Consider the following 22,953-nt stretch of genomic DNA (forward strand, 5'->3'; position numbering starts at 1 on the left):
TAAAGCCGTACACCAACCCGCATAGTATTCACGATCAAAACTTGTCCATTGATGTTCACAAACAATACTGAAAGAGTAAATTTCGCATCCGCTAAGAACATACCGGAATACCCGGATTTCTTGGACATTCAGATTAAATCCTTTCAAGACTTTTTTCAACTTGAAACCAAATCTGACGAAAGAGGAAATGAAGGTCTCTACAACACCTTCATGGAGAATTTTCCAATTACAGACACTAGAAACCAGTTTGTACTCGAATTTCTAGACTATTTCATAGACCCGCCTAGATATTCCATCCAAGAATGTATAGAGCGTGGGCTTACCTATAGCGTTCCATTAAAAGCGCGACTAAAATTATACTGTACCGATCCAGAGCACGAAGATTTTGAAACCATCGTTCAGGATGTGTATTTGGGAACCATCCCTTACATGACTCCTAGCGGAACCTTTGTGATCAATGGGGCAGAACGAGTAGTTGTTTCCCAGTTGCACCGTTCACCCGGTGTATTCTTTGGACAATCGTTCCACGCCAACGGTACCAAGTTGTACTCTGCCAGGGTAATTCCTTTCAAAGGTTCTTGGATAGAATTTGCAACCGATATCAATGGCGTTATGTACGCTTACATTGATAGAAAGAAAAAATTGCCCGTAACCACACTATTCCGTGCTATCGGATTTGAGAGGGATAAGGACATTTTGGAGATTTTCGACCTTTCTGAGGAAGTAAAGGTTTCCAAGGCTGGTCTTAAAAAGGTGTTGGGCCGTAAATTGGCTGCAAGGGTATTGAACACATGGCACGAAGATTTCGTGGATGAAGATACCGGTGAAGTGGTGTCCATCGAGCGTAATGAGATCATCCTAGATCGTGATACCGTTCTTGAAAAAGAGCATGTAGATGAAATTATCGACGCTGATGTCAAGACCATCCTACTTCACAAGGAAAACAATGCGCAATCTGATTACGCAATTATCCACAATACTTTGCAAAAAGACCCTACCAACTCTGAAAAAGAAGCGGTAGAGCATATCTATAGACAATTGCGTAATGCCGAGCCGCCAGATGAGGAAACTGCCCGAGGTATTATCGATAAATTGTTCTTCTCTGACCAACGTTACAACTTAGGTGAAGTAGGTCGTTATAGAATGAACAAGAAATTGGGTCTTGATATCGGAATGGACAAACAAGTTTTGACCAAGGAAGATATTATTACCATCATTAAATACTTGATCGAGTTGATCAACTCCAAAGCGGAGATTGATGATATCGATCACTTGTCCAACCGTCGTGTAAGAACTGTAGGGGAGCAATTGTCCCAGCAGTTTGGTGTAGGTTTGGCGCGTATGGCACGTACCATTCGTGAGCGTATGAACGTTCGAGATAACGAGGTGTTTACCCCAATTGACTTGATCAACGCCAAGACTTTGTCTTCTGTGATCAATTCTTTCTTCGGAACCAACCAGTTGTCCCAGTTCATGGATCAGACGAACCCGTTGGCCGAGATTACACACAAGAGAAGATTGTCCGCATTGGGACCAGGAGGTCTTTCCCGTGAAAGAGCAGGTTTCGAGGTGCGTGACGTTCACTATACCCACTACGGAAGACTTTGTCCGATTGAAACTCCTGAAGGACCGAACATTGGATTGATTTCTTCCCTATCTGTATTTGCCAAGGTAAACCCAATGGGCTTCTTGGAAACACCATACCGCAAGGTGGAAAATGGAGTGGTGGACACTAAGGAATACAGTTACCTAAGTGCCGAGGAAGAAGAGGGAATGAAGATTTCCCAAGCCAACATCCCTATGGATGAAAAAGGGAAAATTCAAGATGATAAGGTAATTGCAAGGGAAGAAGGTGATTTCCCAGTTGTAGATCCATCAGAAGTGAACTACACGGATGTTGCCCCTAATCAAATTGCATCCATTTCTGCTTCCTTGATTCCGTTCTTGGAGCATGATGATGCGAACCGTGCCTTGATGGGATCAAACATGATGCGTCAGGCGGTTCCGTTGTTACGTCCACAATCCCCAATCGTTGGTACCGGTCTGGAAAGACAAGTGGCCACGGATTCCAGGGTATTGATCAATGCCGAAGGTGATGGTGTTGTGGAATATGTGGATGCACAGAAAATTACCATTAAATACACAAGATCAGAGGAAGAGCGCTTGGTAAGCTTCGAAGAAGACTCCAAGACCTATGACTTGGTGAAGTTTAGAAAAACCAACCAAGGTACCAGCATCAACCTAAAGCCTATTGTTAGAAAAGGCGATAAGGTAAAAAGAGGACAGGTACTTTGTGAAGGATATGCCACTGAAAAAGGTGAATTGGCCTTGGGTAGAAACATGAAGGTAGCCTTCATGCCTTGGAAAGGATACAACTTTGAGGATGCTATCGTAATATCCGAAAAAGTGGTACGTGAGGATATCTTTACCTCCATCCATATTGATGAGTACGCCCTTGAAGTTAGGGACACCAAATTGGGTGCGGAGGAATTGACCAACGATATTCCAAACGTTTCTGAAGAGGCAACCAAGGATTTGGATGAGTACGGTATGATCCGTATCGGTGCCGAAGTGAAGCCTGGCGACATTTTGATTGGTAAGATTACTCCAAAAGGAGAATCCGATCCAACTCCGGAAGAAAAATTACTACGTGCCATCTTTGGTGACAAAGCGGGTGATGTAAAAGATGCTTCCTTGAAAGCTTCTCCTTCTTTGAGAGGGGTGGTGATTGACAAGAAGTTGTTCTCCCGTTCCATTAAGGACAAGCGCAAGCGTTCTGAGGATAAAGAGGCCATTTCAAGATTGGAAATGGACTACGAAGTGAAATTCCAACAGTTGAAGGATATCTTGATCGAGAAATTGTTTGGCTTGATCAACGGTAAAACTTCGCAAGGGGTAATCAACGATTTGGGTGAGGAAGTACTTCCAAAAGGAAAGAAATACACCATCAAAATGTTGAATGCCGTGGATGACTTTGCCCACTTGGTAGGTGGTAGCTGGACAACGGACGACAAGACCAATGCGTTGGTGGCCGATTTGTTGCACAACTATAAGATCAAATTAAACGATATCCAAGGTAACTTGCGTAGAGATAAGTTTACTATTTCTGTGGGGGATGAACTTCCTGCGGGAATCATGAAATTGGCTAAGGTATACATCGCCAAAAAGCGTAAGCTTAAAGTTGGTGATAAAATGGCGGGTCGTCACGGTAACAAGGGTATTGTAGCCCGTATCGTTCGTCAGGAAGATATGCCATTCTTGGAAGATGGAACACCGGTGGATATCGTATTGAACCCACTTGGGGTACCTTCCCGTATGAACATTGGACAGATTTACGAAACTGTTCTAGGTTGGGCAGGTCTTAAATTGGGCAGAAAATATGGAACCCCAATTTTTGATGGAGCTACCTTGGAGCAGATCAATGCACTTACAGATGAGGCTGGAGTGCCAAGATTTGGACACACCCACCTTTATGATGGTGGAACAGGGAAGCGTTTTGACCAAGCGGCAACCGTGGGAGTTATCTATATGTTGAAATTAGGACACATGGTAGATGACAAGATGCACGCCAGATCTATTGGACCATACTCCTTGATCACACAGCAACCGTTGGGTGGTAAGGCACAATTTGGTGGTCAGCGTTTTGGTGAGATGGAGGTTTGGGCACTAGAGGCCTATGGAGCTTCATCAACCTTACGTGAAATCTTGACCGTGAAGTCGGATGACGTTATCGGTAGGGCCAAGACCTATGAGTCCATTGTAAAAGGCGAGACCATGCCAGAACCTGGATTGCCAGAATCTTTCAACGTATTGATGCACGAACTTAAGGGATTAGGTTTGGACATCCGATTGGAAGAGTAGTAAATAATAAAGCATTTTTAATCATATCATCTCCATAGTATTATGGCTAGAATAAAAGATAATAACGCACCAAAAAGGTTTGATAAAATTTCCATCGGGTTGGCCTCTCCAGAGTCCATTTTGGCAGAGTCCCGTGGTGAAGTTTTAAAGCCAGAAACCATTAACTACAGAACACACAAGCCTGAAAGGGACGGACTGTTCTGTGAGCGTATATTCGGCCCGGTAAAGGATTACGAATGTGCCTGCGGTAAATACAAGCGTATCCGTTATCGCGGAATTGTTTGTGACCGTTGTGGTGTGGAAGTAACGGAGAAAAAAGTACGTAGAGATCGTGTGGGGCACATCAACTTGGTGGTTCCTGTAGCGCATATCTGGTATTTCCGTTCCCTTCCAAATAAAATTGGATACCTATTGGGATTACCGTCCAAGAAATTGGATATGATCATCTATTACGAAAGATATGTGGTGATTCAGCCTGGTATTGCCAAAGGTCCAGAAGGTGAGGAAATCAATAAAATGGATTTCTTGACCGAGGAGGAATACCTAAACATTTTGGAATCCATTCCAGCAGAAAACCAATATTTGGAAGACACGGACCCCAACAAGTTCGTGGCCAAAATGGGTGCTGAATGTTTGATTGATTTGTTGTCCAGAATCGATTTGGAAGAGCTTTCCTATCAATTGAGACACAAGGCAAACACGGAAACCTCCAAGCAACGTAAGACAGAAGCACTGAAGAGACTTCAAGTGGTAGAGGCCTTACGTGAGTCCCAAGGAAACAGGGAGAACAATCCAGAATGGATGATCATGAAGGTGATTCCTGTAATTCCACCGGAATTGCGTCCGTTGGTACCATTGGATGGTGGTCGTTTCGCAACTTCCGATTTGAACGATCTATACCGTAGGGTAATTATCCGTAACAATCGTTTAAAGCGATTGATGGAGATCAAGGCTCCCGAGGTGATCTTGAGAAACGAGAAGCGCATGCTTCAGGAAGCGGTGGATTCCTTGTTTGATAACACAAGAAAAGCATCTGCTGTAAAAACAGAATCAAACAGACCCCTAAAATCCCTTTCTGATTCCTTGAAAGGTAAGCAAGGTCGTTTCCGTCAAAACCTTTTGGGTAAACGTGTGGATTACTCTGCTCGTTCCGTAATCGTGGTTGGGCCGGAAATGAAATTGTACGAATGTGGTCTACCAAAAGATATGGCTGCCGAGCTGTACAAGCCTTTCGTCATCAGGAAACTGATTGAAAGAGGTATTGTAAAAACGGTAAAATCGGCCAAGAAAATCATAGACAAAAAAGAGCCCGTGGTTTGGGATATCTTGGAGAATGTCCTTAAAGGACATCCGGTACTATTGAACCGGGCCCCCACATTGCACAGATTGGGGATTCAAGCGTTCCAACCCAAGTTGATTGAGGGGAAAGCAATCCGTTTGCACCCATTGGCATGTACCGCATTTAACGCGGATTTTGACGGGGATCAAATGGCAGTTCACCTACCATTGGGCCCAGAGGCCATTTTGGAAGCACAACTTTTGATGTTGGCCTCCCAAAACATCTTGAACCCGGCCAACGGTTCTCCTATTACCGTTCCTTCACAGGATATGGTGTTGGGTCTGTACTACATGACCAAAGAGCGTAAATCCACTAAAGAAGTTCCAATTAAAGGAGAAGGCTTGACGTTCTACTCTGCTGAGGAAGTAGAGATTGCCTTTAACGAAGGAAAAGTGGATTTGAATGCCGGAATCAAGGTTAGGGCCAAAGATTTTAATGAAGAAGGAGAGTTGGTGAACCAAATCATTCCAACCACCGTTGGACGTGTTTTGTTCAACAGTGTTGTGCCAGAACAAGCGGGTTATATCAACACCGTATTGAATAAGAAGTCCCTTAGAAATATTATTGGGGATATTCTTGCGGTAACAGATGTTCCTACCACTGCGGAGTTCTTGGATAAAATCAAGGCCATGGGATATGATTTCGCCTTTAAGGGAGGATTGTCCTTTAGTTTGGGTGATATTATCATTCCGCCAGAGAAGCACGATATGATCAATGATGCCAATGAGCAGGTTGATGGTATTATGATGAACTATAACATGGGTCTGATTACCAACAACGAACGTTACAACCAGGTAATTGATGTGTGGACTTCTACCAACGCCATGTTGACGGAATTGGCCATGAAGCGAATTCGTGAAGATCAACAAGGATTCAACTCTGTGTATATGATGTTGGATTCAGGTGCGAGGGGTTCCAAGGAGCAGATTCGCCAGTTGACCGGGATGCGTGGTTTGATGGCTAAGCCTAAAAAATCTACCGCTGGTGGTGGTGAGATTATTGAAAACCCGATTCTTTCCAACTTTAAGGAAGGACTTTCCATCTTGGAATACTTTATCTCTACCCACGGTGCGCGTAAAGGTCTAGCGGATACCGCTTTGAAAACTGCGGATGCTGGATACTTGACACGTCGTTTGGTGGATGTTTCCCAAGATGTGATCATCAATATCGAGGATTGTGGTACGCTTAGAGGAATTGAGGTTGAAGCCTTGAAAAAGAATGAAGAAGTAGTGGAGACCTTGGGTGAAAGAATCCTTGGTAGGGTTTCGCTACACGATGTATACAACCCATTGACTGAGGAACTGATTTTGACTGCTGGTCAAGAGATTTCGGAAGCCGATGTGAAAAAGGTGGAAGCTGCTCCAATTGAAAAGATTGAGGTGCGTTCCGCATTGACTTGTGAGGCTCCAAAAGGAATTTGTGCCAAGTGTTACGGTAGAAATCTTGCAACCAATAAAATGGTTCAGCGTGGTGAGGCCGTAGGTGTTGTGGCCGCACAATCCATTGGTGAGCCTGGTACACAGCTTACACTACGTACCTTCCACGTGGGTGGTATTGCAGGTAACATTTCCGAGGATAACAAATTGGAAGCCAAGTTTGAAGGTATTGCCGAAATCGAGGATTTGAGAACCGTTGTTGGGGAAAACAGCGAAGGCGAAAAAGCCAACATTGTAATCTCCAGAACTTCTGAAATCAAAGTGGTGGATGCCAATACCGGTATTACTTTGAGTACCAATAACATTCCTTATGGATCTCAATTGTTTGTGAAGAACGGGGCCAAAATCAAACCAGGAACCGTTATTTGTCAGTGGGATCCCTATAATGGTGTAATTGTTTCCGAATTTACTGGGCAAATTGCCTACGAAAACATAGAGCAAGGAGTTACCTATCAAGTAGAAATTGATGAACAGACTGGTTTCCAGGAAAAGGTAATTTCTGAATCCAGAAACAAGAAACTGATTCCAACCTTGTTGATCAAGGATGGCAAAGGAGAAACCTTACGATCGTATAACTTACCCGTTGGTTCCCACTTAATGGTGGATGACGGTGAGAAGATCAAGGAAGGTAAGATTTTGGTGAAGATTCCACGTAAGTCCGCTAAAGCAGGGGATATTACAGGTGGTCTTCCAAGGGTGACCGAGCTTTTTGAAGCACGTAACCCTTCCAATCCAGCCGTTGTTTCCGAGATTGACGGTGTGGTTTCCTTCGGTAAGATCAAGCGGGGTAACCGTGAGATTATCATCGAAGCGAAGTCGGGCGAAATCAAGAAGTACTTGGTAAAACTATCCAATCAAATCTTGGTTCAGGAGAACGATTACGTTCGTGCAGGAATGCCATTGTCTGATGGATCCATTACTCCTGAGGATATCTTGGCAATCAAAGGACCTTCTGCGGTACAACAATACTTGGTGAACGAAGTTCAGGAAGTATACCGTTTGCAAGGGGTGAAGATCAATGACAAACACTTCGAGGTAGTTGTTCGTCAGATGATGCGTAAAGTACGAATTGAGGATTCTGGGGATACTACTTTCTTGGAGAACCAATTGGTGCACAAGGACGACTTCATCAGGGAGAACGATGAGATTTTCGGTAAAAAAGTGGTGGAAGATGCAGGAGAGTCGGAAAACCTAAAAGCCGGGCAGATTGTTACTGCACGTGCTCTGAGGGATGAAAACTCTGTATTGCGAAGAGCGGATAAGACCTTGGTAAGTGCAAGAGATGCTGTAGCAGCTACGGCAACTCCAATTCTACAGGGTATTACGCGTGCGTCCTTGCAGACCAAGTCCTTTATCTCTGCGGCATCGTTCCAGGAAACTACCAAAGTATTGAACGAAGCTGCGGTAAGCGGTAAAGTGGATACCTTGGAAGGTTTGAAGGAAAATGTAATTGTAGGACATAAAATTCCAGCCGGTACCGGTATGAGGGATTATGACAGTATCATTGTAGGCTCTAAAGAAGAATACGATGAAATTATGGCCCGAAAAGAGGAATTTAAATTCTAATAAACAAAACCCTGGCAATTGTCAGGGTTTTCTTTTTTAGGGAATCGGCTTCAAACTGAGACTGGGATTTCGCTGAAATAGCTGCAAATCGAGTGAAAGTGCGTTTTGCAAAGCAAAAAAGAGCATGTAACGTTTAGGTTTGTCAGCGATTTTGAGATGAAATCGCAAAAATTTCCTTGAAATCCTCTTGAATTTTTGGTTCGTTTTGTTTCAAGACAAAATGAACAGATTATTTTTGAGTGATAGAATTCAATTTCTAAAGAAACTTAATCAAATAAATCATAATGGCTGAAAACGATAAAACCCAAAAGCAAATCAATATAGAATTGGATGAAAAAACGGCAGAAGGAATCTATTCCAACCTGGCCATCATAAACCATTCAGTTTCAGAATTTGTAGTGGACTTTATTAGCATGATGCCCGGAGCGCCCAAGGCAAAGGTGAAGAGCAGAATTGTACTAACTCCGCAACATGCCAAAAAGTTCCTTAAGGCCTTAAATGACAATGTTGCAAGATTTGAAAAGGCCCATGGAACCATCAAGGATTATGAACAACCTCCCATTCCACTCAATTTTGGGCCTACAGGCGAAGCATAAAACAAAACCCTGATCTAAAAGTCAGGGTTTTTAATTTTTTAATGTTGACCTTCTTAGCTAAGCCATCCTTTTTGTATGCCTTTTTTGGAAAACCAAATCTGCAAAATTCCAATGATAACTACAATAACTGGCATGGTATAGGCCTCAGAACCAAAGGCCTCTGGAGCATTCTGGATAAACAACCAATTAATGAATTGGGCCACTGCGGCTACCAAGGATACAATGAATAAGGGTTTCGCCCATTTTTTTCTTAACAAAAGTCCTATAGCGGCAACTGTACCACCAAATACTGCAATGGCAAATGCTGCCGTTGCCCACGCAGGAAAGGCTTCAAATAATTCCCGTTGTGCCTGGGTCATGGCTTCCAACATTTCAACCTGGTTAAACTTGGTACTTAAATAACTATAAACACCGGAAAGGTTCCATAATAGAAGAAGAACACTTACCACCCAGAACCATACTGGCGGTTTGTTTGAATCAGACATAAGAAAAGTTTTTATTGGTTACAGCCAATAAAGTACAAAAAATCCATGAATTGAATTTTTACAACTTTCTGATTATGCGAGAGGTACGTGTGGAGTACACTTATTCCGTTACCTCTGAAGTAAAGCGTAGCTTAACCGACGGATACTTCTGTTGGGTCATTTGAAGCGAAAAAGCGGAGTCAGCAAGAAAAACGAGCTGTCCTCTTTTATCCGTGGCCAGGAACTTTTGTTTTACCCGTTTAAATTCCTTAAACTCTTCATTGTTTGGATCTTCCGCCTCCACCCAACAAGCTTTGTGCACGGGGAAGTTTTCATAGGTGCATTTGGCACCATATTCATGCTCCAAGCGGTATTGGATGACCTCGTATTGAAGGGCACCTACCGTACCAATTACTTTTCTTCCATTCATTTCCAGCGTAAACAATTGCGCAACACCTTCATCCATTAATTGGTCTATCCCCTTATACAATTGCTTGGCTTTCATGGGGTCAGCATTGTTGATATACCTAAAATGCTCGGGTGAAAAACTCGGAATACCCTTGTAATTTAATTTTTCCCCATTGGTTAGGGTATCTCCAATCTTGAAATTTCCAGTATCATGCAAGCCCACGATATCCCCGGGATAAGAGATATCTACGATTTCCTTTTTCTCGGCAAAAAAAGCGTTGGGGCTTGAGAATTTCAGCTTTTTATCCTGTCGTACATGGAGGTAAGGTTTGTTGCGTTCAAATGTACCTGATACAATTTTGATAAAGGCCAGCCGATCGCGGTGCTTGGGATCCATGTTGGCATGGATTTTAAAAACGAATCCCGAAAAATCTTTTTCATCCGATTTTACAAGACGCTCTTCAGCCATTTTAGCTCTTGGAGAAGGTGCAATGTCCACAAAACAATCCAGCAATTCCCGTACTCCAAAGTTGTTTAGTGCAGAACCAAAGAAAACGGGCTGTTGGGTGCCTTCCAAATAAGCCTTCTTATCAAATTCAGGGTAAACCCCAGCTACCAGTTCTAGGTTGTCCCGTAGCTCCTCCGCGGCACTTTCCCCAATGATTTTTTCCAATTCAGGGCTTTCCATATCCGTAAATGCAATGGTTTCTTCAATATTCTGTTTGCTGTTGCCGCTGAATAGGTTGATATTTTTCTCGTAGATGTTATAGATTCCCTTAAAATCGTAGCCCATCCCAATCGGAAAACTCAATGGGGTAACCGAAAGCCCCAGTTTTTGTTCTACTTCATCCAAAAGGTCAAACGCATCTTTACCCTCACGATCCAATTTGTTGATGAAAACAATCATGGGAATGTTCCGCATGCGGCATACTTCCACCAATTTTTCTGTTTGCTCCTCGACCCCTTTGGCAACATCAATTACCACAATGACGCTGTCCACGGCAGTTAAGGTTCTAAAAGTGTCCTCTGCAAAATCCTTGTGGCCCGGAGTATCCAGAATATTGATTTTTTTGTCCTTGTAGATAAAGGCCAACACAGATGTGGCCACGGAAATTCCCCGTTGACGCTCAATCTCCATAAAATCACTGGTGGCCGACTTTTTGATTTTGTTGTTTTTAACCGCTCCGGCTTCCTGAATGGCCCCACCGAACAGCAATAATTTTTCGGTCAAGGTTGTTTTACCCGCATCCGGGTGGGAGATAATTCCAAAAGTCCTTCGTCTGGCTATTTCCTTTTCAAAATCCATCTACAAAAATTTCGGCAAAAATAGGGGTTTTATGGCTTATAAATTCTATTTGGAGTCACTTAGACATTTGTTAAAAGAAAGAAGACAAAAATTGTTTAAAAATGTCATTTGATAGAAAAAAGTAAAGTACTTTTCCGTCGCAAAAAAACTAGATTTTTACCCTCCAATAATCCGTTCACAGAATCTGTTCGTATAAATATAAGTGGTAGGTAATGATGAGGAATTTGCCTTTTGTCGATAAAAATAGGTCTTGCACATCAAATGCATTAACTATGCGCACAAAAGTTGGTTACTGGGTAACGAGAACCCAATAACCAAAAATAGTAAAGAAAAGCCCCATTTTCTTACTAGTTCGAGAACACTAATGCCATGGTGATACGTTGACCAAAACTATCATTATGGAAAAAATTACTTTCTTAAATCTTAAGAAAAAGGTTTCATATAGTCTTTTTTCACTGGCATTCGTTGCATTTTGTTTGAGCTTTCAAGATGCCGCTCACGCTTCAATATTGGAGGCGCCAATCCCATTCTACACGGACACAGACGGGGACGGAGTTCCTGACAACAAGGATATAGACTCTGACAACGACGGTATAATTGATACTGTTGAGGACAAGAATGAGGACGGGGACGATAAGTATTGGACCAATCCTACCGATACCGATGGAGATGGAGTGCCCGACTATTTGGATTTGGATTCCGATGATGATGGTATTATTGATAACATTGAGGCGCAACCTTTACCAGGGTATGTTGCCCCTTCCAGTGAAGATGTAGATGGCAATGGATTGGACGATGCCTATGAAGAAACGCCTGGTAGCTGTGGCGGATTGATCCCTGTTGATACGGATGGGGATTATATCCCAGATTATAAGGATATTGATTCCGACAATGACGGTATCCTGGACAATATAGAAGCGCAAAAAACTTCCGAATACATACCACCCTCAGGAAAAGATATGGACGGAAATGGCTTGGACGATGCCTATGGATTAAGTCCGTGTGGTTGTTTGGGACTCCAACCCATTGATTCAGATGATGACCGTGTCAAAGACTTTAGGGATATAGATTCTGATGATGATGGAATTCCAGATAACGTCGAAGGCCAGACCACAGCAGGATACATTCCACCAACAGGGCAAGATGATGATTATGATGGGTTGGACAATGCCTATGAAGGAAGTGGTGATGAGGGAATTGACCCTGTAAATACCGATGGTGTTGACAATCTTGATTATCTGGACGATGATACGGACAATGACCTGGTACCGGACAACAACGAGGGGAACGACTTCAACTTTGACGGTGTCCCCGATCAGGCCTATACGGGCACAGACACGGACAACGACGGACTGGACGACGGTTACGAGGGGTCTAATGTCAATGATGGCTATGACGTGAACGACGAGATCGACGACCCTGCCAACGACCTACCGGACACCGATGGGACGGATGACGTGAACTACCGCGACCTGGACGACGACGGGGACGGAATCGACACCCCTGATGAAGATCCTGATGGTGACGACGACCCCACCAACGACGATACGGACGATGACGGTACCCCCGATTATCTGGATCCAGACGGACCTGGTGACGACACCGATGACGACGGCGTACCAGACCTTGTTGACCTTGACGACGACAACGATGGTATCCTCGACACCACGGAGGACCACAACATAGATGGCGACGACGACCCGCTGACCAATCCCTTGGACAGCGATGGGGACGGCAGGCCCGACCACCTGGACATAGATAGTGACGATGACGGTATCCCAGACAATGTTGAGGCACAGCCCACGGCCACCTATATCCCACCGAACGATGACGACGAGGCGACCTATGAGGCGAACCAAGGTGTGAACTCTGCCTATTTGGGCGGGCTTACGCCAGAGAACACGGATGACGACGAAATTCCGGACTATCTGGACGATGATACGGACAATGACCTGGTACCGGACAACAACGAGGGGAACGACTTCAACTTTGACGGAGTTCCCGATCAGGCCTACACGGGCACGGACACAGACAACGACGGACTGGATGACGGTTACGAGGGCTCCGACGTGAACGATGGTTATGACGTGAACGACGAGATCGACGACCCAGCCAACGACCTGCCCGACACGGATGGGACGGATGACGTGAACTACCGCGACCTGGACGACGACGGTGATGGAATCGACACCCCTGATGAAGATCCTGATGGCGACGATGACCCCACCAATGACGATACGGACGATGACGGTACCCCTGATTACCTGGATCCAGACGGACCCGGGGACGACACCGATGACGACGGCGTACCGGACCTTGTTGACCTTGATGACGATAATGACGGTATCCTCGATACCACGGAGGACCACAACATAGATGGCGATGACGATCCGCTGACCAACCCCTTGGACAGCGATGGGGACGGCAGGCCCGACCACCTGGACATCGACAGTGACGATGACGGTATCCCGGACAATGTTGAGGCACAGCCCACGGCCACCTATATCCCACCGAACGATGACGACGAGGCGACCTATGAGGCGAACCAAGGTGTGAACTCTGCCTATTTGGGCGGGCTTACGCCAGAGAACACGGATGACGACGAAATTCCGGACTATCTGGACGATGATACGGACAACGATCTGGTACCGGACAACAACGAGGGGAACGACTTCAACTTTGATGGTGTCCCCGATCAGGCCTACACGGGCACAGACACGGACAACGACGGACTGGACGACGGTTACGAGGGCTCGGATGTCAATGATGGTTATGACGTGAACGACGAGATCGACAACCCTGCCAACGACCTTCCGGACACCGATGGGACGGATGACGTGAACTACCGTGACCTGGACGACGACGGGGACGGAATCGATACCCCGGATGAGGATCCTGACGGTGACGATGACCCCACCAACGACGATACGGACGATGACGGTACCCCCGATTATCTGGATCCTGATTCTCCCAAGACCATTGATGCGGTGGATGACTCATTTATTACGAATGGGGATGAAGGCGAGATTCCCAATAGCGACGTACTTGCCAACGATACCTTGGACGGAGATCCTGTAACCTTGGAGGATGTTATTTTGATTTCCACTCCAACAGATGTGTTGACCATTCTTGAGGACGGAACCATCAGGGTAGAGCCAGGAACTCCTGATGGCACCTACACTATTGAATATACCATTTGTGAGTTAGCCAATATGGATAACTGTGACACAGGAACCGTTACGGTTGTGGTAGGGACAAGTATGGGCAACGAAATTATCGCAATGGATGATTCTTATAGTGCTGATACTTCAGGAGGTGAGCTTCCTGACAGTAACGTACTTGACAATGATACCCTTGATGGGATGCCTGTAACTTTGGAGAATGTTATCCTAAGTTCCACACCTACCGATGAACTGACAATTTTGGAGGATGGGAGTATTCGTGTGACTCCGGGAACAGAAGAAGGAACCTACACCATTGAATACACCATTTGTGAGATAGCAGATGTGGAAAACTGCGATTCGGGTACCGTGACCATAGAGGTAGGCCCAGGAATGGTAAATGAGATTGTGGCAACGGATGATGCATATGGTTCAACAAGTGCAGGTGGATTGATTGCTGGTAGTGATGTGCTCGGCAACGATACTGTAAATGGCGAATCCGCAACGATAACCAACGTGATTCTTACCTCGACTCCAACTGGTAATTTGACCATTAATCCAGATGGAAGTGTTACTGTTGCGCCAAATACCCCTGATGGTATCTATACCATTGAATATCAAATTTGTGAGGCTGACGACCCAGATAATTGCGACACAGCTGTGGTGACAGTATCTATTGAAAATATTGAGGTGAACCAAATGCTGACACCCAACGGGGATCTAAAAAATGATTTCTTGTTTATAAGAGGGGTAAGAAATATTAAGACCAGTACACTTCGCATCTTTAACAGATGGGGTGTGGCTGTTTACGAAGGAAAAGATTACGACAACATCAATAATGTATTTGACGGCAGATCACGCGGTAGGTCAACCCTAAGCGTGAACGATTATCTTCCGGCGGGGGTATATTTTTATATCTTTGACTATGAAACGGAAGAAGGAAGTTTTACCGACTCCGAATACATTTATATAAGTAGGTAACATATTGAAACAGAATGATTAAAAAGCACTTTTTAATTCCGTTTTTACTTATTGGAATCACAATTCAGAGTCTTGTTGCCCAACAAGATGCCCAGTATACCCAGTATATGTTCAATACACTGACTGTGAACCCAGCTTATGCGGGTTCCCGGGGACAATTGAGCTTTGCCGGTCTGTATCGTTCCCAGTGGATAGGCCTTGATGGCGCACCGGAGACTTTTAGTCTCAACCTTCATTCCCCCATTAGAAATAGTAGATTGGGGTATGGTGTCTCCATAGTCAATGACAATATAGGGGATGGAGTGGTTCAAGAGACCTATTTTGATGCGGTTCTATCATACACTATTGATGTAGCCTTGGACGCCAAACTTTCCTTTGGGCTAAAAGCTGGTGGAAATATGTTGAACCTGGATTTTAATGGGTTGCGGAACTTTGACCAAGAGGTGGTGCAACAGGATAATATTGACAACCAGTTCAACCCGAATTTTGGATTGGGTATTTACTACCATACGGACAAATTTTATCTTGGGGTATCTGCTCCGAATATTTTGGAGACAGAATATTTTGACAATGATGCCAACGATGCCAATTCCGTAAACTTCTTGTCTACGGAACGTATCAATTTCTATATGATTACGGGTTATGTTTTCGATTTGAATGCAGATTTGCAGTTCAAACCCGCTTTGTTGACCAAAGCTGTGGGTGGGGCTCCTTTGCAGGTGGATATATCGGCCAATTTCCTGTATGCGGATAAATTCTATTTTGGCGGGGCCTATAGATTGGATGCAGCTGTTAGTGCTTTGGCGGGGTTCCAGATTACCGATCAGATAATGCTAGGTCTGGCGTATGATCGGGAGACCACGGAACTGGGAGGAACCCAATTCAATGATGGGTCTTTTGAAGTGTTTTTGCGATTGGAATTGTTGAAGGCATTCCAAAGAACGGTTTCACCTAGATTCTTTTAATACCTGAACTATGCAAAAAAGAATACTAATCCTTGTAATTGTTTTTCTAGGATATTCTAGCCCATTTTGGTCTCAGGAGGAGGTAAAGGTGAATGAAAAACAGGGAGCCAAAGCCCAGGCCAAGGCGGACGAACGCTATAACGAATATTCCTTTAGTCCGGCCATAGATATTTATAAAAAGGTATTGGATAAAGGATATGTATCCCAGGATTTGTTGAAACGCTTGGGAAATGCCTATTACTTTAATGCCAAATACGAAGAGGCAGCAAATGTTTACAAAAGGTTGGCCGAGGCCTATCCTGATGAAACAGAACCGGATTACTTCTTTAGGTATGCACAGAGTTTAAAAACTCTTGGGGAATACGATGCGGCTTCGGATATAATGTCCAAGTTCAAGCAGATGACCGCCCAAGGAGACTTTCCTTCAGATGAGGATTACTTAGCCAAGATTGAGGAGAATTCAGGAAGGTTCAGTGTAAAACCCTTTGCCTATAACAGCAAGTACTCGGATTTTGCAGCAGCATTCTACGAAAAGGGACTGATATTTTCTTCGGACAGGGATACTGGAAATTTGGCAAGGTACAGACATACATGGAACTCCAAGGATTTCTTGGATTTGTATAAGGTCAATGCAGATAGTGTTTCCAATGACCGTGTGGTCAAGGTTCCCGGGGATGTAAACACAAGACTCCACGAATCCACTTCTGTGGTTTCCAAGGATGGGACTACCATGTATTTTACAAGGAACAACTTCTTGGATGGCAAAAAATACAAGGATGAACAAGGTATCATCAGGCTTAAAATTTATAGTGCTGAATTGGTGGATGGCGAATGGACCAACATCTTGGAATTGCCCTTCAACAGCGATTCGTATTCCGTGGCCCATCCAGTCCTGAGTCCGGACGGGAAGAAACTTTATTTTGTTTCGGATATGCCAGGTTCTGTGGGAGAGTCCGATATATTTTATACAGAAATTATTGGTGATGGAACTTACGGACCTATTATCAATTTGGGTAAAAATATCAATACAAGAGCTCGGGAGACCTTTCCTTATATAACCCAGGAAGGGATATTGTATTTTTCTTCGGATGGGCATCCCGGCTTGGGAGGTTTGGACGTTTTTGCAACCAAGATCACTTTTGGAAGTTTTAACGAACCTGTGGTAAATGTGGGAAAACCAGTAAATGGGAATCAAGATGATTTTGCCTTTATCCTGGATAGTGAAACCAAGATTGGCTACTTCTCATCCAATCGCGAAGGCGGTATGGGTGAAGACGATATTTACGAGTTTACAGAGAACGAGCCCTTGGTCTTGGATTGTATCCAAGAAGTGACCGGAACGGTCAGGGATAGGATTTCCAATGAAGTTTTGGCAGGCGCAACAGTAATGATCATTGATGAGGAAAATAAGGAGGTATCATCCACCTTGACGGATTCTCAGGGCAATTATGTACTAAGTTTGGATTGTTCCAAAGGTAATTTTGTGCGTGCCTCAAGGGATGGATATGTTCCGGCCGAAGAATACCTCAACAAGTCCTATGGCAAACCAAGAATTGTGGACTTTTACCTGGAACGTGATGTGGTCACGGGAGGTTTCGGTGATGACTTGGCCAAGTTGCTACAGCTAAGTACTATCTACTTTGATTTGAACAAGTATAACATTCGTCCAGATGCCGAAATTGAGATTCAAAAGGTCATCGTGGCCATGGAGAAATACCCTAGCTTGAAAATCAAGGTGAATTCCCATACCGACAGTAGGGGTAATGATGCCTATAACTTGTGGCTGTCCCAGAAGAGGGCGGAATCCACCGTAAATTATATGATTTCCAAAGGAATAGCCGCAGAAAGGCTACAAGGAGAAGGCTTTGGAGAAAAACGACTGGTAAATAACTGTAGTAATGGGGTTCGCTGTTCAAGCGATGAGCACCAGTTAAACCGAAGATCGGAATTCATCATATTCGAATAGCGTAATATTTTTACGTATTATGTAAAAAGGAACCTCAAATTCAGGTTCCTTTTTTTGTATTTATAGCTCAAAGCGGTTATTCCTCACCCCATATTTATACCCGTTCACTTTATCGATAAGCCCTTTCACAACAATTATTTAGAGGCGCATGGAACTACGGTTACATTTGGAAAAAGTATATTCCACTAACTATATGCTTACCAAAATAAAACCTCTAAAAAGAACAATTGCACTATGCAACGTGCTATTTGTTTTTGCCTGTTTCTCTGTGATGGGGCAGGATACCTATCGCGACAACTTTAGTTCCACCTCCTATTCCAACAACAATGGCACACAAAATTTTGCCACTAGCTGGGATGAAACCAATGACGATGACAGCCCTTTCAATGGTAGAATTGAGATTTCGGGTAATGAATTGGAATTCAATAATTTGGATGGTAGGTATATTGCAAGGGATTTGGATTTGTCCGGCGCTTCCAGTGTAACATTAGATCTGGACTATGATGCCACTTCCAGGGGTAACGAGTCCCTTTTGGTGCAGTTGTGGAACAACAATACATCTTCTTACCAAACCGTTGCCACGATAAATAGTACAAGCACAGGGTCTGTCTCCCATAATTTGACAGCAGACCAAATTTCCTCTAATTCCTCCATCCGGTTAATTGGTGGAGACTCTGGTTGGGGTGGAAGTGAGACCATCTATATAGACAATGTGCTGTTTACCGCAACAACAAATCCTGTGGTTACAATCGGCGACCTCACTTTTGATGAAGGCACTGGCAATGCCATTTTTACCGTGACCCACACCGGGGCCAATGCTTCCGGAGCGTTTACGGTAAATTATCAAACCGTAAATGGTACGGCTATTTCGGGGAGTGATTATACCTATACCAGTGGCACGCTGAACTTCAATGGCACCAGCGGAGATACAGATACTATTTCAGTACCCATTACAGACGATGGAACGGTGGAAAGCTCCGAGGCCTTTTCCATCCAATTTACGGCATCTTCAGACGGTTCTGTGGATTACTCCGATACTGCAACGGGAACAATAAGCGACAATGATGGCCTTGTTATAACCGATGGGGTAACCGAAAATTCCTGTAACGATATATTTATGGATTCTGGAGGTATTGGAGCCACTTACAGTAACAATGAAGACCTTACGTACACCATTTGTCCAGATACGGGAGGAAGTTTTACCAGAATTACATTTAATTCATTTGATGTTGAAAACGGTTATGACTTTCTATATGTTTACGAAGGAACATCAACAGGAGGAACCCTGATAGGTCAATACCATAACGGCAATCCCCCACCGACCACCATTACCTCAACAGATGTTTCTGGTTGTCTTACATTTAGATTTACCTCTGATTCTAGCGTAATAGATGATGGCTGGGACGCTACGGTTTCATGCTATTTTCCTGGTCCTACGGTTACCATTGCCGACGTTGCAGTTGATGAGGATGCAGGTAATGCATTGTTCACTGTAACCCACACTGTAGTTGATGCTTCAGGCCCCTTCACCGTAAATTTTCAGACGGTGGATGGTACGGCAATTGCCGGAAGTGATTATACAAGTACAACCGGCACTCTTAGTTTTAATGGAACCTTGGGAGATTCCAATTTAATTGTTGTCCCCATTACGGACGATGCCGTCATAGAAAATGATGAAACTTTTACAATAGAATTTACGGCCTCCTCAGATGGGGCTGTGGATTATTCCGATACCGCAACGGGAACCATTAATTCCCAGATAATTTCGGATGCCCCATTGACCTTATATGAAGAGTTTCATGGAAATGTGGATTATGTGGTTACAGGAAATACCTTAAGGACTTCGGATAACGGAACAGACCCCTGTGCTGTGACCAATACAAGTTCTGGAACACTCATAGCTCCCATACCGGTAACAGCAACCATCAGAAAAGCGTACTTATACTGGGCGCATTCCAGCTCTGTTATGGATGCCAATGTTACTTTAGAAGGGCAGGCGGTGACCGCCGATGTGGCATACAACGCCCATTCCGCCACATATTGGAGTTACCTGAGTGATGTAACCTCCATTGTAACAGGTGTGGCCAATCCTTCCACAAATACGTATGACTTTGCAGATTTGACCATAGACAATACAAGCAATTGTAGCAGCCAAGGTGTTTTGGGAGGTTGGGCATTGATGGTATATTACGACGACCCAACCTTGCCGGCATCCAGTATTAACTTGTACCAAGGATTTCAGCGTTTGCGAAATGATAGTGATTCCTTTACTCTGGATTCGTTTTATGCCATAGCGGGATCCGGTGCCAAAGCCACCTTTTTATCTTGGGAAGGGGACGACACGCTCTCAGGAGCCTCGGAAACCCTCTCCATAACCAATGAGGCAAGTACTACCTATACCTTGAGTGGGGATGGTGGGCAAACTGGAAACAATGCCTATAATTCAACTATTTATGATGACACCCAACTTCCTGTCTATAATGATGCTACCACCTATGGACTAGATTTGGATACCTATGGAATATCTACCTATATCTCACCCGGGGATTCCCAGGTAACCGCAAACGTTTCTGTGGCCTCCGATGCGGTTTTCTTTAATGCTGTAATGATCAGGGTACAGTCAAACTTGGTGACAGGAACTGTTTTTGAGGACATAAATTACCCAGGAGGTGCAGGTAGGGACATGGCCACAGCCTCTGGGATTGGAATAGAAAACACAACTTTGGAATTGTATGATTCCTCAGATACCTATGTGGAAAGTACCACAACGGACAGTAACGGAGACTACACCTTTGGTGGTATGGCAGACGGTACATATACAGTACGTGTGGTAAATGCAACAGTTAGATCTTCAAGAGGAGGAGGAATAGCTTGTGCTAGTTGTTTCCCCGTGCAAACCTATAGAAATTACGGCTCGGCGGCCTTGCTTCTCGATGTCACCGATGAAGTGGGAGGGGCCAACCCTGCTGCAGAAGATGTAGGGCTGGGGACATTGACCGGTGCTCAAACTGCTTCGGATATAACCATTGCAAGTAATGGTATTGTAGGCTTGGATTTCGGATTCAACTTTAACACTATTGTGAATACAAATGGCGATGGTCAAGGTTCTTTGGGACAATTCATCATAAATGCAAACAATCTGGATGAAACAGGATTGGATATTGGGGCAAACGCTATTTTTGATCCAGCTGCAGGTGAAGATACCTCTATCTTTATGATTCCACCAAGTTCAGACGCATTGGGAAGAACAGCGGACTCGAATTACTCAAGTGGATACTTTGATATTACCATTTCACCCTCCACACCGCTCAACGCCATTACAGGTGACAATACCATCATTGATGGTCGTACCCAAACGGCATATTCTGGGGATACCAATTCAGGGACAGTAGGTTCGGGAGGTAGTACTGTAGGAACTTCTGCAATTAGCTTACCAACGTATTCCAGACCTGAAATCCAAGTACATAGAGATTTGGGGGATGTTTTTGATGTGCAGTCCAATGCTACCGTCAGAAACTTGGCTATATACGCAAACGATAACGCTGCAATCCAGATAAATAGCGGAACAGTGAACATTACATCCAACCTTTTGGGGGTCAATGCCCAGGGTTCCAATGGTGGTAATGTAGATTATGGTGTGGAGATATTGGGAGGAAACTTAACTATAGATGGCAATTACATCGCCACAAATACAGATACCGGAATACGAATTAATGGAGGGACAAGCAGTTTAATTCAAAACAATCATATTACTTCCAATGGAGATCAGCCTTGCGATGACAATATTGAGATTCTGGGAGGAAATGGAATAACCATTCAACAAAACCTGATTGAAAATGCCGCTGCATCAGGTATAGATGCCTCAGCTAGCTCAGGAGCTTTGATCATAACCGAAAATGCAATTACAGCCTCGGGTCAAGATGGTGGTAACTGCTCTGGAAATGTAGAGAATATGGGTGTGTTGGTCGCTGGGGATAACTCGCAACTAACTAATAATCGAATTTATAGCAACGGTGGCGCAGGAATAGTTGTCATAGGCGGTACAGGTAATCTAATCAGCCAAAACTCCATATATGCCAATGGAACTTCCTCTGCAGCTCTAGGCATTGATTTGGATGCGGCAGCAGGAGACGGGGATGGCATTACCGTAAACGATAATGGAGATGCAGATAGTGGACCCAACAATTTGTTGAACTTCCCAATCATTGAATCAACCTATCTATCTGGTTCGAACCTTGTGGTGAAGGGTTGGTCAAGACCTGGAACAACTTTGGAGTTTTTCTTAACGGATGTTAGTGAAGGAACCGCAACAAGTGGTGACAATCAATTAGGCCTATCCATAGACTACGGTGAAGGTCAGACCTTCCTGGGTACAGCAGTTGAAGGTGGTGGTTCCGATACAGATGGCAGTGTTTCAGCCTATTCGGATGCCGATGGAAATACGGACAACACCAATGCATTTGAGTTCTTCATTCCATTGACCGTAATACCTTCTGGCGGAGATTTGATTACCGCTACGGCTACCTTGAGCAACTCTACATCGGAGTTTTCACCAATTTCCATTTTGCTCATTCCTACGGTAATAACCAATCGCGGAATTACGTATCGGGTAAATAGGGATTAAACCTGTTTTTACATCCAATTCTTACGGCCATTTCATCCAATTTAAGAGCCTAAAAATCAATTTTGCTATGCGCTTTAGCCTTTTACTGCCTTGGTTTAATCGACCAACTACCTCCAACTTTTCGGCTAAAAGTAAAAGGGTAACCTCAGAATTTAAACCCTATACCGTCGGATTTCAAGCGTACACAACAAATATTTTCCCCCCCTAGTGGTAAGGGTAATTTTGTAAAGTGTAGAAATACTATGCAAAAAGAACAAATGATTTAAAAGCTTTATTAAGC

Annotated in this window: 9 protein-coding genes; 7 read left to right on the forward strand and 2 right to left on the reverse strand. The window is 44.1% G+C overall.

Features of this window, described 5'->3' with window-relative positions:
• Window positions 1-51: 51 nt before the first annotated feature.
• The 3 genes from rpoB to ACO6S0_RS02995 all read left to right on the forward strand — a co-directional run bounded on the left by rpoB (window position 52) and on the right by ACO6S0_RS02995 (window position 8,798).
• Entirely contained in the window at window positions 52-3,861 is a 3,810-nt protein-coding gene (rpoB, locus tag ACO6S0_RS02985; protein WP_422350542.1) for a DNA-directed RNA polymerase subunit beta, read from the forward strand.
• A gap of 42 nt (window positions 3,862-3,903) precedes the next feature.
• Window positions 3,904-8,202 (forward strand): DNA-directed RNA polymerase subunit beta', encoded by a 4,299-nt coding sequence (rpoC, locus tag ACO6S0_RS02990; protein WP_422350543.1) that lies wholly within the window; start codon window positions 3,904-3,906, stop codon window positions 8,200-8,202.
• A gap of 284 nt (window positions 8,203-8,486) precedes the next feature.
• Complete coding sequence (locus tag ACO6S0_RS02995) at window positions 8,487-8,798, forward strand: DUF3467 domain-containing protein (protein WP_420398991.1); 312 nt, start codon at window positions 8,487-8,489, stop codon at window positions 8,796-8,798.
• Between the two features lie 53 nt (window positions 8,799-8,851).
• Here ACO6S0_RS02995 and ACO6S0_RS03000 read toward each other — a convergent pair whose 3' ends face one another.
• Entirely contained in the window at window positions 8,852-9,283 is a 432-nt protein-coding gene (locus ACO6S0_RS03000; RefSeq protein ID WP_422350544.1) for a hypothetical protein, read from the reverse strand.
• A gap of 100 nt (window positions 9,284-9,383) precedes the next feature.
• A complete protein-coding gene (locus tag ACO6S0_RS03005; protein ID WP_422350545.1) occupies window positions 9,384-10,976 on the reverse strand; it encodes a peptide chain release factor 3 in 1,593 nt (530 codons plus the stop codon).
• A 398-nt stretch (window positions 10,977-11,374) separates the two neighbouring features.
• Between ACO6S0_RS03005 and ACO6S0_RS03010 the strand changes: the two genes are divergently transcribed.
• The 4 genes from ACO6S0_RS03010 to ACO6S0_RS03025 all read left to right on the forward strand — a co-directional run bounded on the left by ACO6S0_RS03010 (window position 11,375) and on the right by ACO6S0_RS03025 (window position 22,673).
• Window positions 11,375-15,118 carry a gliding motility-associated C-terminal domain-containing protein gene (locus ACO6S0_RS03010; RefSeq protein WP_422350546.1) on the forward strand — a complete coding sequence of 1,248 codons (3,744 nt, stop codon included), beginning with the start codon at window positions 11,375-11,377 and terminating at the stop codon, window positions 15,116-15,118.
• Window positions 15,119-15,132: 14 nt separating this feature from the next.
• The gene (locus ACO6S0_RS03015; RefSeq protein WP_422350547.1) at window positions 15,133-16,083 is read left to right on the forward strand and encodes a type IX secretion system membrane protein PorP/SprF; all 951 of its coding nucleotides are present in this window, start codon (window positions 15,133-15,135) and stop codon (window positions 16,081-16,083) included.
• A 10-nt stretch (window positions 16,084-16,093) separates the two neighbouring features.
• On the forward strand, window positions 16,094-18,049 hold the full coding sequence (locus tag ACO6S0_RS03020; RefSeq protein ID WP_422350548.1) for an OmpA family protein: 1,956 nt from the start codon (window positions 16,094-16,096) through the stop codon (window positions 18,047-18,049).
• A 148-nt stretch (window positions 18,050-18,197) separates the two neighbouring features.
• Window positions 18,198-22,673: a beta strand repeat-containing protein gene (locus ACO6S0_RS03025; RefSeq protein WP_422350549.1), complete on the forward strand. Its 4,476-nt coding sequence runs from the start codon at window positions 18,198-18,200 to the stop codon at window positions 22,671-22,673.
• The last annotated feature ends 280 nt before the right edge of the window (window positions 22,674-22,953 follow it).

This window comes from Flagellimonas sp., from assembly GCF_965233845.1.
Taxonomy (GTDB): Bacteria; Bacteroidota; Bacteroidia; order Flavobacteriales; family Flavobacteriaceae; genus Flagellimonas.